This window comes from Stenotrophomonas sp. MYb57 (genome assembly GCF_002966815.1).
GTDB lineage: Bacteria > Pseudomonadota > Gammaproteobacteria > Xanthomonadales > Xanthomonadaceae > Stenotrophomonas > Stenotrophomonas indicatrix.
In genome coordinates this window covers 1,586,408-1,602,476 of sequence record NZ_CP023271.1, presented here as the reverse complement: position 1 = coordinate 1,602,476, position 16,069 = coordinate 1,586,408, and the positions used below count along the sequence as shown (strand labels likewise).

The 16,069-nt window shown below is 67.3% G+C and carries 14 protein-coding genes; 9 read left to right on the top strand and 5 right to left on the bottom strand.

All coding sequences use genetic code 11. The features are described 5' to 3' along the window. Positions 1–197 precede the first annotated feature (197 nt). Genes dapE through map form a run of 5 tightly spaced genes read right to left on the bottom strand, consistent with a single transcriptional unit; the run spans position 198 to position 6,264 of the window. Positions 198–1,325 (bottom strand): succinyl-diaminopimelate desuccinylase, encoded by a 1,128-nt coding sequence (gene dapE, locus CLM74_RS07315; RefSeq protein ID WP_099783398.1) that lies wholly within the window; start codon positions 1,323–1,325, stop codon positions 198–200. Next, a complete protein-coding gene (locus tag CLM74_RS07310; RefSeq protein ID WP_025877641.1) occupies positions 1,322–1,687 on the bottom strand; it encodes an arsenate reductase in 366 nt (121 codons plus the stop codon). Before CLM74_RS07310 ends, dapE begins: the two co-directional genes overlap by 4 nt. A 13-nt stretch (positions 1,688–1,700) precedes the next feature. Beyond that, on the bottom strand, positions 1,701–2,792 hold the full coding sequence (gene dapD / locus CLM74_RS07305; protein WP_025877642.1) for a 2,3,4,5-tetrahydropyridine-2,6-dicarboxylate N-succinyltransferase: 1,092 nt from the start codon (positions 2,790–2,792) through the stop codon (positions 1,701–1,703). After that, positions 2,792–5,419: a [protein-PII] uridylyltransferase gene (locus tag CLM74_RS07300; RefSeq protein ID WP_059063599.1), complete on the bottom strand. Its 2,628-nt coding sequence runs from the start codon at positions 5,417–5,419 to the stop codon at positions 2,792–2,794. Before CLM74_RS07300 ends, dapD begins: the two co-directional genes overlap by 1 nt. A gap of 2 nt (positions 5,420–5,421) precedes the next feature. Beyond that, positions 5,422–6,264: a type I methionyl aminopeptidase gene (gene map / locus CLM74_RS07295; RefSeq protein WP_080277585.1), complete on the bottom strand. Its 843-nt coding sequence runs from the start codon at positions 6,262–6,264 to the stop codon at positions 5,422–5,424. 173 nt (positions 6,265–6,437) lie between these two features. Between map and CLM74_RS07290 the strand changes: the two genes are divergently transcribed. From CLM74_RS07290 to CLM74_RS07250, 9 genes are all read left to right on the top strand, one after another. Beyond that, a complete protein-coding gene (locus CLM74_RS07290) occupies positions 6,438–6,965 on the top strand; it encodes a spore coat U domain-containing protein (RefSeq protein ID WP_025877648.1) in 528 nt (175 codons plus the stop codon). After that, positions 6,965–7,720, top strand: a complete 756-nt coding sequence (locus tag CLM74_RS07285) for a molecular chaperone (protein WP_105163767.1) — start codon at positions 6,965–6,967, stop codon at positions 7,718–7,720. Before CLM74_RS07290 ends, CLM74_RS07285 begins: the two co-directional genes overlap by 1 nt. Before the next feature lie 7 nt (positions 7,721–7,727). After that, positions 7,728–10,067, top strand: coding sequence for a fimbria/pilus outer membrane usher protein (locus CLM74_RS07280; RefSeq protein ID WP_105163766.1), 2,340 nt, complete (start codon positions 7,728–7,730; stop codon positions 10,065–10,067). Next, positions 10,064–11,098 (top strand): spore coat U domain-containing protein, encoded by a 1,035-nt coding sequence (locus CLM74_RS07275; protein ID WP_025877653.1) that lies wholly within the window; start codon positions 10,064–10,066, stop codon positions 11,096–11,098. Before CLM74_RS07280 ends, CLM74_RS07275 begins: the two co-directional genes overlap by 4 nt. 148 nt (positions 11,099–11,246) lie before the next feature. After that, a complete protein-coding gene (locus CLM74_RS07270) occupies positions 11,247–11,426 on the top strand; it encodes a hypothetical protein (protein WP_223482177.1) in 180 nt (59 codons plus the stop codon). Next, positions 11,426–12,124: a fimbria/pilus periplasmic chaperone gene (locus tag CLM74_RS07265; protein WP_105163765.1), complete on the top strand. Its 699-nt coding sequence runs from the start codon at positions 11,426–11,428 to the stop codon at positions 12,122–12,124. Before CLM74_RS07270 ends, CLM74_RS07265 begins: the two co-directional genes overlap by 1 nt. 219 nt (positions 12,125–12,343) lie before the next feature. Continuing rightward, a complete protein-coding gene (rpsB, locus tag CLM74_RS07260; protein WP_025877657.1) occupies positions 12,344–13,147 on the top strand; it encodes a 30S ribosomal protein S2 in 804 nt (267 codons plus the stop codon). Positions 13,148–13,272: 125 nt separating this feature from the next. Further along, a complete protein-coding gene (gene tsf / locus CLM74_RS07255) occupies positions 13,273–14,151 on the top strand; it encodes a translation elongation factor Ts (RefSeq protein ID WP_032975792.1) in 879 nt (292 codons plus the stop codon). A 269-nt stretch (positions 14,152–14,420) separates the two neighbouring features. After that, positions 14,421–15,959 (top strand): GGDEF domain-containing protein, encoded by a 1,539-nt coding sequence (locus CLM74_RS07250; RefSeq protein WP_025877660.1) that lies wholly within the window; start codon positions 14,421–14,423, stop codon positions 15,957–15,959. Positions 15,960–16,069 lie beyond the last annotated feature (110 nt).

The window sequence follows — 16,069 nt, the reverse complement described above, 5'->3', positions numbered from 1 at the left end:
GCTCGCCGGGCATGGCCCGGCGCTACCCACGATCATCCGCACGCTCACCCCGGTGGCGCCGGGCCATGCCCGGCGACGCGGATCACACCAGCAACCGCACGCTCACCCCGGTAGCGCCGGGCCATGCCCGGCGACGCGGATCACACCAGCATCCGCACGCTCACCCGGTAGCGCCGGGCCATGCCCGGCGACGCGGATCACACCAGCAACCGCTCCACCAGTCGCTGGTACAGCCCCGGCAGTGCTTCCAGCTCGTCCACGCGCACGTTCTCATCCACCTGGTGGATGCTGGCGTTGACCGGGCCGACTTCGATGCACTGCGCGCCCAGGGGTGCGATGAAGCGCGCATCGGAGGTGCCACCACCGGTGCTCTCTTCCGGTGCGCGACCGGTGTGCTCGGCCAGTACCGCGCGCGCCGCTGCACGCAACGTACCTTCCGGGGTGTAGAACGGCTCGCCACTGCGGTGCCACTTCAGCGTGTACTGCAGGCCATGGCGGTCCAGCAGCGCGGTGATGTCCGCTTCCAGCTTCGCTGCATCCCAGTGCGGGTTGTAGCGGATGTTGAAATCCACCTCCAGCTCACCGGGAATCACGTTGTTGGCACCGGTGCCGGCATGGATGTTGGAGATCTGCAGGCTGGTCGACGGGAAGCTCTCATAGCCCTCGTCCCAGCGCCGTGCGCTCAGTTCGGCCAGCATGGGCGCGGCAAGATGAATCGGATTGCGCGCCTTGTCCGGGTAGGCCACGTGGCCCTGCACGCCCTGCACGCGCAGCTTGGCCGACAGGCTGCCGCGACGTCCCACGCGCAGCAGGTCACCCAGCGTGGCGGTGGAGGACGGCTCGCCGGTGATGCACCAGTCGATGCGCTGGCCACGCTCGGCGAACAGCCGCGCGACATGGCGCACGCCATCGATCGCATCGCCTTCCTCATCGCTGGTCAGCAGCACCGCCAGCGTGCCGGTGTGCTGCGGATGGGCCGCAACGAACTGTTCGGCAGCGATCACGAACGCGGCCACGCTGCCCTTCATGTCGGCGGTGCCGCGACCGTACAGCACGCCATCGCGGATCTGTGGCGCGAACGGATCGCTCTGCCACGCCTCGCGCGGGCCCGGCGGCACCACATCGGTATGGCCCAGCAAGACCAACACCGGCGCGCCGCTGCCGTGCGTGGCCCACAGGTTGTCGACCTCGCCCAGCCGCAGGTGCTCACAGGTGAAACCGGCCGCCTGCAGACGCTGGCCGATCAGTTCCTGGCAACCGGCATCGTCCGGGGTCACCGACGGCCGTGCAATCAGATCGCAGGCCAGGTCGAGGACGGCGCTCACGCGCCGCCCACGCCGAAGCGCGCCTTGAAACCGTTGTCGCTGAAACCCTGGCTGACCTTGCCGTCGGCAGTCACCACCAGCGGCCGCTTGATCAACTGCGGGTACTCGCGCAGCAGCAGCTTCCATTCCGCCTCCGAATCGGCGGCCTTGCGGTTGTCCGGCAGCTGCCGCCAGGTGGTGGAGGACCGGTTGACCATCGCCGCCAGGCCACCCAGCTGGGCGGCCCATTCCAGCAGCGTTTCCGGGCTGGGTTTGTTGTCGCGGTAGTCGACGAAGGTGTACGGCACGCCGAAGCGGTCCAGCCACTTGGTCGCCTTCTTGCAGGTATCGCAGTTCTTCAGACCGTAGACGGTGGTGCTCATGCGTGCGGCCCCGTCAGTCGGCCAGGCCGCGCAGCAGGTCGTTGACGCTGGTCTTGCTGCGGGTGCGGGCATCGACCTGCTTGACGATCACCGCGCAGTACAGCGAGTGGGTACCGTCCTTGCTCGGCAGCGAGCCGGACACCACCACGCTGTACGGGGGAATGTAGCCGTAGCTGATTTCGCCGGTGGCGCGGTTGTAGATGCGGGTGCTCTGGCTGAGGAACACGCCCATGCCGATCACGCTGTGATGGCCGACGACCACGCCTTCCACCACTTCCGAACGCGCGCCGATGAAGCAATGGTCTTCGATGATGGTCGGGCTGGCCTGCAGCGGCTCGAGCACGCCACCGATGCCGGCACCACCGGACAGGTGGCAGTGCTGGCCGATCTGCGCGCAGGAACCGACGGTGGCCCAGGTGTCGACCATGGTGCCTTCGCCGACGTAGGCACCGATGTTGGTGAAGCTCGGCATCAGCACCACGTCCTTGCCGAAATACGTGCCGCGACGGGCGATCGCACCCGGCACCACGCGCACGCCGCCACGGCGGAACTTCGCCTCGTCATAGCCGGCAAAGCGCGATTCGACCTTGTCCCAGAACGGTGCCGGGCGTGCATCGACCACGGCCATGTCGTTGACGCGGAAATACAGCAGCACCGCCTTCTTCAGCCATTCGTTGACCTTCCAGCCACCATGGCCATCGGGTTCGGCGACGCGGAACTCGCCGCTTTCCAGGCCATCGATCACGCGGTTGACCAGCGGCCGGGTCGAGCCTTCCAGTTCGTGCAGGGTCAGCGTGGCGCGGCGCTCGAAGGCGCTTTCGATGCCGAACTTCAGTTCTTCCACGCCCGGCCCGGCCGGCTTGCGCAGCGACTTGCGTGCGATGTTCTCGGCGCGCGCAGCTTCAGCGGTCTTGGCCGGGACCTTCTTTGCCGGCGCCTTCTTCGCTGCAGCCTGTTTCGGCACGGCGGCCTTCTTCACCGCTGCGGTCTGGCCCGCCTTCGGCTGTTGTGCCGCTTTCTTCGCAGCCGGGGCAGCGGCAGTAGTCTTTCTGGCCGCAGCGCTCTTGGCAGTCGCGGCAGTCTTCTTTGCAGGCTTGGTGGCCATCAGGCGGGGTCTCCGGCGTTTCGATCAGGGTCCAGGCAGGCCAGCATTGCGTCATGCAGCTGCTGCCGGGCGGATTCAGTCAGGGGGAGGTCGTGTTCGTCACTGATCACGAAGGTGTCTTCGGCGCGTTCGCCGAATGTGGCAATGCGCGCGTCCTGCACGCGCAGTCCCTGGTTGCGCAGCACGAACGCCACGTCGGCCAGCAGGCCGGGGCGGTCGGGCGCGACCAGGGCAAAGCGGGTCGCGCCGGGTTCATCGCGGAACTCGATGCGTGGGGCGAAACGGAAGTGGCGCAGCTGGCGTGGCACCACCCGGCGCGAGGGACGCAGCCGCGCAAGGTCGCCACTGAGCGCCTCGCGCAGTGCAGCTTCCAGGTTGGCGCTGCTGCCATCGGCAAACGTATCGGCCGGGCTGACTTCAAAATTATCGAAAATCGTCTCGGACGGACCATCCAGCACGCGTGCGCGGTGGATGCCGTAACCCTTGCGGTCCAGGGTCATCACGATCGCGGCAAACAGGCCATCACGGTCCGGCGAGTGCACGAACACTTCCAGCGCCGGGTCGTCAACGCTGATCCGGCGTACCTTCACCAGCGTCTGGCCCTGCTTGATCGGCACCAGTGCGGCAGCCTGCCAGGCCAGCTGTTCCGGGCGCAGGCGGATGAAACCTTCGTCAGGCATCACCGCGAACTGGCGGTCGATGGTGGCATCGTCGTATCCCTGCTCTCGCACCAGCGCACGCACGCTGTCGCGCGCTTCGGCCACGCGCTCGGCGGCCGGCACCGGATGCTCCAGGCCCTCGCGCAGCGCGCGGCGGGTAGCGAAATACAGATCGGCCAGCAGCCGGTCCTTCCACGCGTTCCACAACTTCGGGCTGGTGCCGGCGATGTCGGCGCAGGTCAGCAGATAGAGGTAATCCAGGCGGTCGCGGCTGCCGACCAGGGTCGCGAAGCGATGGATCACGTCCGCATCGGCGATGTCCTGCTTCTGCGCGGTCACCGACATCCGCAGGTGCTGTTCGACCAGCCAGGCCACCAGTTCGGTATCCGAACCACTCAGCCCCTGCGCGTGGCAGAACGCCCGTGCATCGACCGCGCCCAGTTCGGAATGATCGCCGCCGCGCCCCTTGGCGATGTCGTGGAACAGGCCGGCCAGCAGCAGCAGTTCGGGCTTGCGCAGGCGCGGCCAGACTTCGTGGGCGATGGAGAAACGTTCATCGGCGCGACTGCTGGCGAACAGCCCCATGTTGCGCAGGACCATCAGCGTGTGCTGGTCGACGGTGTAGACATGGAACAGGTCGAACTGCATGCGCCCGCTGACCTGGGCGAATGCGGGAATCCACTGCCCGAGCACGCCCAGCCGCGCCATGCGCGAAAGCGTGTCGACCGGGCGCTGGCCACGCAGCAGGGCCATGAACTGTTCGCGCGCATCAGGGTCTGCCTGGTCATAGGCAGGCAGCAACGGCAGCGATTCGGCCAGCGCGCGCGCAGTCAACGAATGCAGGCCACGGATCTGCGGATTGTTCGCCCAACTGGCGAACAACGCGAAGACCTGGCCGATGTCAGCATTCGGCCAGTCGGCATCGTTGGCCGCCAGGTAGCCACGGCGCAGCGCGAACCCCACGGTCAGCGGCTCAGGCTGTGCCTCGCCATCGAACTGTTCCTCGAAACGCTGCAGCAGACGATCACTGATCCGCCGCACCACCGAAGCGGCGCGGTAGAAGCCCTGCATCATCTTCTCGACGCCCAGGCTCTCGGCGTCGTCTTCAAAGCCCAGGCGCGCGGCCAGGGTCTTCTGGTAATCGAAGCGCAGGCGCTCTTCCGGGCGTCGCGCCACCAGGTGCAGGCCGAAGCGCAGTCGCGCCAGCACCGCACGTTCGCGCTTCAGCGCCGCGGCCTCGTCAGCGCCCAGGTGGCCCAGGCCGACCAGCGCTTCCAGATCGCGCACGCCAAACGCACGCAGCGCCATCCAGCCCAGCGTGTTGAGATCGCGCAGGCCGCCGGGGCCATCCTTCAGGTCCGGCTCCAGGTTGTCGGCGGTGTCGCCGAAACGCTGGTGGCGGTTGCGCAGTTCTTCCAGCTTGGCCAGGAAGAACGCACGCGGCGTCCACAGCTCGCGGTCATCCACTGCCGCACGCAGCGCACGCCGCGCCGCCTCATCGGCCATCAGCGGGCGCGCTTCGATCAACGCCGTCAGCACGGTCTGGTCGGCCGCAGCCTCGCTGCACTGCCCGCCCGAACGCACCGCGTGGCTGACCGCCAGGCCGCAATCCCACAGCAGCGCGAACAGGCGAGCGAGCGCTTCCTCATGGGCCAGCTGCGCCTGCGGATCGCCGAACACCAGCAGGTCGATGTCCGAGCGCGGGAACAGTTCACCGCGCCCATAGCCACCGACCGCAAACAGCGACAGGCCACTGTCGGCCGGCAGGCAGCGCTGCCACGCATGGCGGATCAGGTGATCGGCCGCGCGCGCGCGCAATGCCAGCAGGCGCTCGATGTTGTCGCCCTGGTCGAAGCGGCGGTACAGGCGCGTATCGGCCTGCTGCAGCGCGTCGCGCGCGGCAGCAGCCCAGTCCGGGTCGTTGAGCGACGCGGCCGGCGTGTCCAGCAGCGAACTCGCCGGCAGCATCGTCAGGAGACCTGCGACTCGCCCGGCGACAGGGTCAGCACGTCCACGCCGGTCTCGGTGACGGCGATCATGTGCTCCCACTGTGCCGACAGCTTGCGGTCCTTGGTCACCACGGTCCAGCCATCGGGCAGCACCTTGTTGTAGCGGGTGCCCTCGTTGATCATCGGCTCGATGGTGAAGGTCATGCCCGGCTGCAGCACCAGGCCCTGGCCCGGACGGCCGTAATGCACCACCTGCGGCTCATCGTGGTAGACCTTGCCGATGCCGTGGCCGCAGTACTCGCGCACCACGCTGAAACGCTCGCCTTCGGCGTAGCTCTGGATCGCATGGCCGACGTCGCCCAGGGTTGCGCCCGGACGCACCGCGCGGATGCCGCGCCACATCGCTTCATAGGTGGCGTCGACCAGGCGCTTGGCCATCACCGACGGGGTGCCGACGAAGTACATGCGGCTGGTGTCGCCATGCCAGCCGTCCTTGATGACGGTGACGTCGATATTGATGATGTCGCCATCCTTGAGGACCTTCCCTTCGCTGGGAATGCCGTGGCAGATGACATTGTTGACCGAGGTGCACACGGTCTTGGGGAAGCCGCGGTAGCCGACGTTGGCCGGAATGGCGCCCTGCACGTTCACGATGTGGTCGTGGCAGATGCGGTCCAGTTCCTCGGTCGTGACACCGGGCTTGACGTGGGGGGTGACGATGTCGAGCACTTCGCTGGCCAGGCGGCCGGCGATGCGCATCATCTCGATTTCCTGCGGGGTTTTGATATTCACGCTCATGGCTCCCATTATCGCCGATCCGGCCGCAATCTGAACGAACGCCACCCAACTGGCGATCCGGGGCATGCACGGATCCGGCAAGGAACGTGAAAGCGTGATGGGCCACACCCTTTCGATCGCCTGTTTCTCACGGAATACAGACACTTGCGGTGCCTACGCTGGCCCCACTGTCGTCAAATCGGCGCCGAACGTGCCGACTTCGCGCTGTTCAACGGACCTTCGGGTCAGGGAGGTTGTCCATGCGATCCACCGTTCGTTCCCCTTGGGCTTGGGCCTTGGCCCTGCTGGTGGCTGGCCCGGCCGCCGCCGCCGACACCACTACGTTCAACGTCACCCTGGTGGTCACCAAGGCCTGCACCATCACTGCGGCCGCCGCCACCAACGTCGACTTCGGTACCGCCGCCTCCACCACCGCCACCCCGACCCTGGGCCAGGGCACCGTAACCGCACAGTGTTCGGCGCTGACCCCGTACACCATCTCGCTCAACGCCGGTGCCAATGCCGGTACGGCCAATGACGTCACCACGCGGCGGATGAAGAACACCAACGCAGCAGTGACGGCCAACAACTACGTGGGCTACCAGCTCTACCAGGATGCCGCGCATACCCTGGTGTGGGGCGCCACCACGGGCACCAACACCCAGGCCGGTATCGGCACCGGCCTGGCGGTGCCCTACATCGTCTACGGCCAGATCCTCAACCTGAGCACGGCCAACGCTGCGACCGGCAACTACCTGGATACCGTTACCGCCACGATCACCTATTGATGGAGCACGCCCGCATGGCCGGATCCCGCCCGTGGCGCGCCACCGGCGTGGCGCTGCTCGTTCTCAGCCTGCTTCTTTGGGTCTCCGCGGCCTCGGCGACCAGCCTGCAGGTCGCGCCCACCAGCCTGCAGCTGGAGGCACGCCAGCGCGCCGGCGAACTGTGGTTGACCAACAGCGGCACCTCGCCGGTGAAGCTGCAGGTCCGGGTATTCCGTTGGGTGCAGCAGGACGGCAACGAACAGCTGCTGCCCACCGAAGACCTGCTGGCCACGCCACCGATGCAGGAGTTGGCCGCCGGCCAGCAGCAGCTGGTACGGGTCATGCGCGCCGTGGCCGACGCACCAGCTGCGCAGCAGTACTACCGGTTGATCGTCGACGAGGTGCCCGATCTGGCCACGCGCATCGAAGGCATGCAGTTCGTGCTGCGCTATTCCATCCCGGTATTCGTGCAACCCGGCGCTGGCAGCCGGCTGGCACCGCAGCTGCACGCCCGCCTGGTCCGGCTGGACGACGGTCGCAACGGCGTGGAAGTAGGCAATACCGGCAACAGCTATGCGCAGATCGCCGACCTCGCCCTGGGCAGCCCGGAGCGGCCGCGCATCGTCCATCCCGGCCTGCTGGGCTATGTGCTGCCCGGCCAGGTCATGCGCTGGCCGCTGGAGCGCACGGCGATCGACCGCGACAACGACCAGATCACGGCCAAGCTCAATGGCGAGTCGGAACAGACGTCGCTGCCGCCACCACCGGCTCGCTGAGGCGCTGATGAGCGCAGCGCTCGGTGCGGCCCTGTCCCCGGCGGCTCATGCAGCCGATGTCTCCGGGGTCTCCGCCGATGCCCTGCTGCCGCCACCAACCCCACTCACGGCCAACCAGACGCTGTACCTGGACGTGACCCTCAACAGCACGCCGCGCGGCCTGCTGCCCTTCACCGACAACCGTGGCCGCCTGCAGGCCAGCCCCGAAATCCTGCGCCAGCTTGGCTTCAACGCCAGCGGCGATGCCCCGGTGTACCTCGACCAGATCAGCGGTGCGGTGGTGCGCTATGACGCGCACCTGCAGACCCTCGCGCTGGACGTGCCGCTGGACCAGTTGACCCTGCCCACGACCGTGCTCAGCCGCCCGCAGGTCCGCGCTTCCCGCGGCAGCGCCTCGCCCGGCGTCCTGCTCAATTACGACCTGTACGGCAGCCGTGTCGACAGCCTCGGCAACCTTACCCTGAGCTCTGAACTGCGAGTGTTCGGCATCGGTACCGGTACCTTCGAGAACACCGCCGTCAGCCGTCGCTACCAGACCGGAGACCGCCACTGGCGCAGCGAAAGCGTACGCCTTGATACGCGCTGGACACTGGATTTCCCGGACAAGGCGCTGACCCTGGAGGTTGGCGACTTCTACAGCGGCTTTGTCGACTGGAGCCGGCCGGTACGCCTGGGCGGCCTGCAGATCGGGCGCAATTACGGGCTGCAGCCGTATCGCGTCCTCACCCCCACCCCGGCCTTCCTCGGCCAGGCGGCGGTGCCATCGACGGTCGAGCTGTATGTCGATGGCCTGCGCCAATACAGCGGCCAGGTACCGGTCGGGCCGTTCCAGCTGGCGGCGCAGCCGGGCATCAGCGGTACCGGCAGCGCGCAAGTGGTGGTTACCGATGCCTTCGGCCGCATGCAGACCCTGGATTTCAGCTTCTACGGCACCCAGCAGCTGCTGGCCAAGGGTCTGTCGGACTGGTCGCTCGGCGTCGGCCAGCTGCGCGAGCAGTTCGGCGAACGCTCCTTCGCCTACGACGACCGTACCGTGGCAAGCGCCAGCTGGCGCGGCGGCGTCAGCGACACATTCACCGGCGAAGCACATGCCGAGGGCGGCGGCGGCCTGGCCCAGGCCGGCGTGGGTGGGTGGTGGCTGCTGGGCGGCGCCGGCGTGCTCAATGCCGCCTATGCCCACAGCCGCTACCAGGGCCTGCAGGGCGGACAGTGGGCGCTGGGGTACAGCTGGAACAACCGGCGCTTCAATTTCAACCTGCGCAGCGTGCGCAGCCACGGCGACTACCGCGACCTGGGCGCGCTGCAGGCCAACCTGCCGCCCAGCATCAGCGAGCAGGCCACGGTCGGCCTGGACCTGTTGCGCCTGGGCACCCTCAGCGCCAGTTACCTTCGCCTGCGCTACCCCGATGGCGATGACAACCGTTATGCCAGCCTGTTCTGGTCACGCAGCTGGAGCCCGCGCTGGTCGGCCTACCTGTCGGTCAACCAGAACCTGGACGACAGTGATGACCGCAGCGTCTACCTGTCGCTGACCGCAAGCCTGGGCAACAACCGCCAGGCCAGCCTGTCCAGCCAGCGCAATGGCGACCGCCAGAGCTGGGTCGCCGATGTCACCCAGCCGGTCCCGGGCGACGGCAGCGCAGGCGGTATCGGTTGGCGCGCGCAGGTCCGCCACGGCGACGGCGGCAGCGGCGGCCTGGCCGAAGTCGGCATCCTCAACGATGTCGGCCGCTACGCCTTCGGTGCCTCCCGCCAGGCGGGCCTCAACTACGCCTATGGCAGCGCCAGCGGCAGCCTGGTGTGGATGGCCGGGCACACCTTCGCCGCCCGCGAAGTCGCCGATGCCTTCGCCGTGGTCAGCACGAATGGCGTTGGCGGTGTGCCGGTGCGGCTTGAGAACCGCCTGATCGGTGCCACCGACGAGCGTGGCCTGCTGCTGATCAGCCCGCTGCTGTCCTGGCAGCGCAACCGCGTCTCCATCGACACCCTGGACCTGCCGGCGGACATGCGCGCTGATCGCATCGAGGACTGGGTGACACCCCGCCAGCGCGCCGGCACCGGCCTGACCTTCAACCTGCGTTCGCGCGCGTCATTGCGGCTGATCCTGCAGGACATGCGGGGGCAACCGCTGGAGGTGGGCAGCGAAGTGCAGCTGCCCGATGGCCGCCAGGCCACCGTCGGCTACGACGGCCTGCTGTACCTGGAGGACGTTGCACCCGGCAGCGTGCTGTACATCACCAGCAGCGGTGGCCAGTGCCGGGTCCGCGTGCCGGCACCGCAGGTGGTCGCCGTCGGGGCCAGCGCGCGCCCGGCCCCGCTGCAATGCGTGCCGGAGGTTGCGCCATGAGGATGCTGCTGCTCGGCCTGCTGCTTCTGGCCGGCCTGATCGCCAGTGCACCGACACGCGCGGCCGCGACCTGCACCGCCACCGCCGACGCGCTGCTGCCCTTCGGCAACGTCAGCAGCGGTGCGGCAGGCGCCACCCCCGGCACCTTGAACATCACCGTGAACTGCTCCACCGCCGCACTCAGCCTGATCGCCACCACCGGCATCCGCGTCTGCATCGGCCTGGGCAATGGCACCGGCGGCACCAGTACTTCGCCGTGGCGGACAATGGTCAACGGCAGCAGTGATCCGCTCAATTTCCAGATCTACAACGTCGCCAACTACAGCGAAGTCACCGGCCTGGCACCCCGCGGCACACCTCCCGCACAGGAGCTGACGATGACCTACAACGTGCCGCTGATCGGCGGCTCCGGCAGCCGTACCACGCAGTTGTTCGCACAGATCCCGGCCAACCAGGTGCTGGCCTCCGGCAACTACAGCAGCACCTTCACCGGGGCCAACGTGGTGCTCACCTGGGCCTGGAACGAGGTGCTGCTGGGCACCGCCACCGTACCGGCCACCTGCAATGGCGGCGCTACCGGCACCAACACCGCCAGCAATGCCTTCACCTTCAATGCCACTGCCACCGTGCTGCCGCAATGCGGCAGCTACCTCACCACCACCATGAATTTCGGCAACGTCACCGGCGGCATTCCCGCCAACATCGACCAGACCGCCACCCTCACCCTGACCTGCCTCAAGCGCACCGCCTACCAGGTCGGCCTGAACAACGGTCAGAACAACCCGGCCCTTACCACCACCCGGCGCATGCGCACCACCATCGGCGGCAACAGCTATTACCTGACCTACGAGCTGTACCGGGACGCTGCGCGCAGCCAGCGCTGGGGCAATACGCTCACCGTGGACACCTTCAGCGGCGTCGGCACTGGCAGCGCGCAGACACTGAACATATTCGGGCGTGTGCCTCCCGTTGCCGGACAGCCTCCGGCGGGCACCTACAACGACCTGGTGCAGGTGACGATCACCTACTGATGGGAGCCCGCTCTACAGAATTCCCCCTGTCGGCCGATACCGCGCATCAAGTCGACAACACGGTGGATCGCAGGTGGTTCGGGCAGTACTGATCGGAGTGATGTCCATCGCCAGCACGACAGCGTGGGCCGACCCGGCGCCCGTCCCAATGCAGATCCGCCTGACCGTGGTTGAAGGCTGCGTCGGCACGGAGGGCGGCCCACGTTGCCCGGTGCCACAGCAGCACAGCGACGGCGGTCACCTGCCGCCCCAGGTCCGTGAACTGGCCCCGCCAGCGCAGGACGAACAGGGGCATTCGCTGCCCGAACCGCCCACCACTTACTACTGATGCGCCGGCTGCTGCCCCTGTTGATGGCACTGCTGCCCATGCCCTTGCAGGCGCTGGACCTGATGCCGACCACGCTGCACCTGCCGGCTGCGCAGGGGCGGACCGAGCTGTGGCTGCACAATCCTGGCCCCGGGCATTGGCGCGGCCAGGTGCAGATCTGGGCGTGGGACCAGCAACCGGGCGCCGAACACCTGCAGCGCAGCGGGCAGGTGCTGGCCAGTCCGACCCTGCTGGACCTGCCGGCCGGCGCCCGCCAGCGCGTGTGGTTGCTGCCGGCGTCGTCCGCGCCTGTGGCCGCTGAACAGGCATTCCGTATCATCCTGGCACCGGCAGAACCGGCCATGCCGCGCTATTCACTGCCCCTGTTCCGCAGCGAACCGGTCGGCCCAGCGTCCCCCTGCCTGCAGGCAGAGCTGGCGGTCAACGGGTCGCAATTCATGCTGAGACTGTTAAACAGTGGCACCCGGCACGCGCGCTTGAGCGACCTTGCCTATGAGACGGCTGGCGGCCAGCGCAGCCTGCTGTTGCCCGGTCTTGCCGGCTACGTACTGGCGGCGCGCCAGCGCCAATGGCAGCTGCCGCCGCGCGCCGATGGCTATGCAGGCGGCAGGTTCCATGCCCGCCTGCAGGACGGAACGGAGGTCATCCTGGCGGCGCGGGCACCCGCAATTGCAGCGAGCCAGCCAAGCGGGCTATAATTGCCCGGATGTCCTGCCGCCCCGTGCGCGGGACACCGTCCACACCGGACGTCACCGGTGAATCCACACCTGCTGCCCCCATCCGTGCCGGGGTGCTCCGCAAGGAGTTCGGCCACGGAGGCAACAGGGAAGCCCAACCCCGGAACCTTCAGTGCTTCCACGCGTCCCGCATACCTATCCCGCGGGCGGAATCGCCGGTTCCCCATCAGGAGTTCTGCAATGCCCCAGGTCACCATGCGTCAGATGCTGGAAGCCGGCGTCCACTTCGGCCACCAGACCCGCTACTGGAACCCGAAAATGGCTCCGTACATCTTCGGCGCCCGCGGCAAGATCCACATCATCAACCTGGAAAAGACCGTCCCGCTGTTCAACGACGCGATGAACTTCATCTCGTCGGTTGCCCAGAAGCGCGGCACCATCCTGTTCCTGGGCACCAAGCGCAGCGCGCGTGAGTCGATCCGCGAAGAAGCCGAGCGTTGCGGCATGCCGTTCATGAACCAGCGTTGGCTGGGCGGCACCCTGACCAACTTCCGTACCGTCAAGCAGTCGGTTGCCCGCCTGAAGGAACTGGAAGCCGGTGAATCCGACGGCACCTTCGAGAAGCTGGTCAAGCACGAAGTGCTGGGCCTGCGTCGCGAGCGCGACAAGCTGGAAGCCTCACTGGGCGGCATCAAGGACATGAACCGTCTGCCGGACGCGATCTTCGTCATCGATATCGGCCACGAAGACATCGCCATCAAGGAAGCCAAGAAGCTCGGCATCCCGGTGATCGCCGTCGTCGATACCAACTACAACCCGGAGCTGGTGGATTACGCGATCCCGGGCAACGACGACGCCATCCGTGCCGTGCAGCTGTACGCACGCGCCGCTGCTGACGCCGTGCTGGAAGGCAAGGCTGCTGCACCGCACGCTGCCACCGTCCGTGAAGAAGAGTTCGCCGACGCTCCGGCCGAAGAAGGCAAGCCGGCTCGCCGCGCTCCGGCCAAGAAGGCTGCTGCCGACAAGGGCGAAGCCCAGGCCTGATCCAGGCCCCGGTGGGCGCCACGCGCCCACCTTTCCTGTCCGCTGCCGATGGCGCGACGACAGGAAACTGTCACACGGGCCGGCCACCATGCCGGCCCAACCCCTTTCTTTCGTGAGGTAATCCCGTGGAAATCACTGCTTCCCTGGTCAAGGAACTGCGCGAGCGCACTGGCGCCGGCATGATGGAATGCAAGAAGGCGCTCACCGAGGCCGGCGGCAACATCGACGCCGCTGCTGAAGCGCTGCGCAAGTCCGGCGCTGCCAAGGCCGACAAGAAGGCTGACCGCGTGGCCGCCGAAGGTCGTCTGGGCCTGGCCCAGGACGGCGGCAAGGCCGTGCTGGTCGAGATCAACTCGGAAACCGACTTCGTCGCCAACGACATCAACTTCAAGAACTTCGTCGATTCCGTCGCTGCCGCTGCACTGGCATCGGGCGCCGCCGACGTGGAAGCCCTGAAGTCGGCCACCCTGCCGACCGGCCAGACCGTCGAAGAAACCCGCGCGACCGCCGTGCAGACCCTGGGTGAGAACATCCAGATCCGTCGCCTGGTCAAGCTGGACACCACTGGCAACGTCGGTTCCTACGTCCACACCAACGGCAAGGTCGGCGTGCTGGTCGACCTGATCGGCGGCGACGCCGAACTGGCTCGCGGCCTGGCCATGCACGTGGCCGCGCTGAAGCCGCCGCACAACAAGGCTGCCGATGTGCCGGCCGAGTTCGTGGAAAAGGAAAAGGAAATCGAACTGGCCAAGATGTCCGAGAAGGACAAGTCCAAGCCGGCCGACATCCTGGAAAAGATCATCAGCGGCAAGATCAACAAGATCGTCAGCGAAGTGACCCTGTACGGCCAGAGCTACGTTCTGGACGGCGACAAGACCGTCGAGCAGGTGGTCAAGGCCGCCGGCGCCGACGTGGCTGGCTTCCAGCTGCTGGTCGTTGGCGAAGGCATCGAGAAGGTGGTGGAAGACTACGCCGCCGAAGTTGCCAAGGCGATGCAGGTCTGATTCCAGCCTCACGGCTGTAATGAAACCAGAAGGAGCCGCGGGAAACCGCGGCTCTTTTTTTATGCCGGTGGGCCTGCGGGCGCCCTTCACCTGTGGGTGGCCGAATCTGTGGGTGCGCACCGTTGGTACGCACACCGACACCTTTGCGTTGCAAGCGAATCAAGCCGATACTCGGCAAAGGGAACCTGCAGTCACATAACAGGAACGAAATTCGCAGACTGTGATGCATTCCTAGGTATTCTTGTCCTAATGGAATTGAACGACCCGACATGCCTCCCGAGCTGACAGCTGCACTGGCGCTTTGCCGCAACCTCCCCTCGCCGCCCGGTATTGCCCTGCGCATCATCGAACTGGCCCAGGACCCGGAGGCGGACATCGCAACCGCTGCGGACATCATCGCCATCGACATGGCGCTGAGTGCGCGCATGCTGCGTATCGCCAATTCACCGCTGTATGCCAGCCGGCGCCGGATCGAGAACCTCGGCCAGGCGCTGACCATGCTCGGGCTCAACGCTACGATCAGCCTCGCCCTGGGCTTCACTGTCACCCAGGGCCTGACCGGCAAAGGCGGCGCCGACCACGATCTGCGCCAACGCGCCTGGAAGCGCAGCATCCTCAGCGCGCTGGCGGCCAGCCAGCTCGGCCAAGCGCGCGGCCTGCGCAGGCTGGAGGAGCTGATGCTGGCCGGACTGCTGCAGGACATGGGCGTGCTGTGCCTGGCCCAGGCCGAATCCGAACGCTACCTGCCCTTGCTGCGCGAAGCGCGCGACAATCCCGACCTGATCGCGCGCGAGCGCCAGGAACTCGGCTGCAGCCACGCCGACGTCGGTGCATGGGTGGCCGAGGAGTGGGGCCTGCCGCGCTACCTGGTGGACAGCATCCGCCACAGCGAAGACGAAGGCACCGCCGAAAATCCGTTCCAGGCCTGCGTACAGCTGTCTGGCGCGGTCGCCGACATCTGGCTGGATGAAGACGCCGATGGCGCACGCGAACGCGCCCTGCAGCAGGTCCACGACCGCCTGCAGATGGACAGCGCCCGCTTCGACCAGGTGCTGGCGCGGATCAGCGAAGCGCTGCCGGACATCGCCAGCCTGTTCGAAAACGGCCTGAACTCGCCGGCACGCGTGCGTGAACTGATCGACCACGCCCAGGAACTGGCCACCCTGCGCAACCTGCGCGAACTGCAGGATGCCGACCAGGCCCGCCGTCGCGCCGATGAATTCGAGGCCCGCGCCAAGCGCCTGGCCGACCAGGCCCATCGCGACGCGTTGACCGGCGTCCTCAACCGCCGCCAGCTCGAAGCCGTGCTGGAACAGGAATTCCTGCGCGCCGGCCGCCATGGCTGGCCGTTGTCGGTGGCCTTCATCGACCTGGACGATTTCAAGAAGATCAACGATGCGCACGGCCACCTGACCGGCGACGAGGTGCTGCGCGCCTTTGCCGGCAAGCTGCAGGGGCAGCTGCGCAACAGCGACACCGTGGCCCGCTTCGGCGGCGAGGAGTTCGTCGCGCTGCTGCCCAATACCAGTGAATCGGTGGCCCTGGACGTGATCCGCCGGGTACTGGCGAACATCGTCGCCACCCCGATGGCGGAACTGGAAGGTGGCCCGCTGTTCATCACCTTCTCGGCCGGCGTGGCCACCCAGGGCGGCTACGAGCGCTTTGCCGGCGTGCAGGACCTGCTGCGCGCCGCCGATGACGTGCTCTACCGCTCCAAGAACCTGGGTCGCAACCGGGTCATCGCACGCTCTCCCGGCGAACTGGGGCATGATGAACTGTCTGCCACCGCTGGCGCCGAGCTGGGCTGAATGGTGCGCCCCGGATGCACGGGGCACACCGGTATTTTGCGCCGCAGTGCACAAAACGCTTTGGCCGCGCGCCGCTTGCGCGTAGAATCGCCCGCGATTTCCACGCACCC

Coding starts and splice junctions, on each gene's coding strand:
- CLM74_RS07270 (WP_223482177.1), top strand. CDS start 11,247: ATGCAGATCCGCCTGACCGTGGTTGAAGGCTGCGTCGGCACGGAGGGC.
- dapD (WP_025877642.1), bottom strand. CDS start 2,792: ATGGCCACCAAGCCTGCAAAGAAGACTGCCGCGACTGCCAAGAGCGCT.
- rpsB (WP_025877657.1), top strand. CDS start 12,344: ATGCCCCAGGTCACCATGCGTCAGATGCTGGAAGCCGGCGTCCACTTC.
- CLM74_RS07290 (WP_025877648.1), top strand. CDS start 6,438: ATGCGATCCACCGTTCGTTCCCCTTGGGCTTGGGCCTTGGCCCTGCTG.
- CLM74_RS07300 (WP_059063599.1), bottom strand. CDS start 5,419: ATGCTGCCGGCGAGTTCGCTGCTGGACACGCCGGCCGCGTCGCTCAAC.
- CLM74_RS07280 (WP_105163766.1), top strand. CDS start 7,728: ATGAGCGCAGCGCTCGGTGCGGCCCTGTCCCCGGCGGCTCATGCAGCC.
- CLM74_RS07285 (WP_105163767.1), top strand. CDS start 6,965: ATGGAGCACGCCCGCATGGCCGGATCCCGCCCGTGGCGCGCCACCGGC.
- CLM74_RS07265 (WP_105163765.1), top strand. CDS start 11,426: ATGCGCCGGCTGCTGCCCCTGTTGATGGCACTGCTGCCCATGCCCTTG.
- CLM74_RS07250 (WP_025877660.1), top strand. CDS start 14,421: ATGCCTCCCGAGCTGACAGCTGCACTGGCGCTTTGCCGCAACCTCCCC.
- CLM74_RS07275 (WP_025877653.1), top strand. CDS start 10,064: ATGAGGATGCTGCTGCTCGGCCTGCTGCTTCTGGCCGGCCTGATCGCC.
- CLM74_RS07310 (WP_025877641.1), bottom strand. CDS start 1,687: ATGAGCACCACCGTCTACGGTCTGAAGAACTGCGATACCTGCAAGAAG.
- map (WP_080277585.1), bottom strand. CDS start 6,264: ATGCCCCGGATCGCCAGTTGGGTGGCGTTCGTTCAGATTGCGGCCGGA.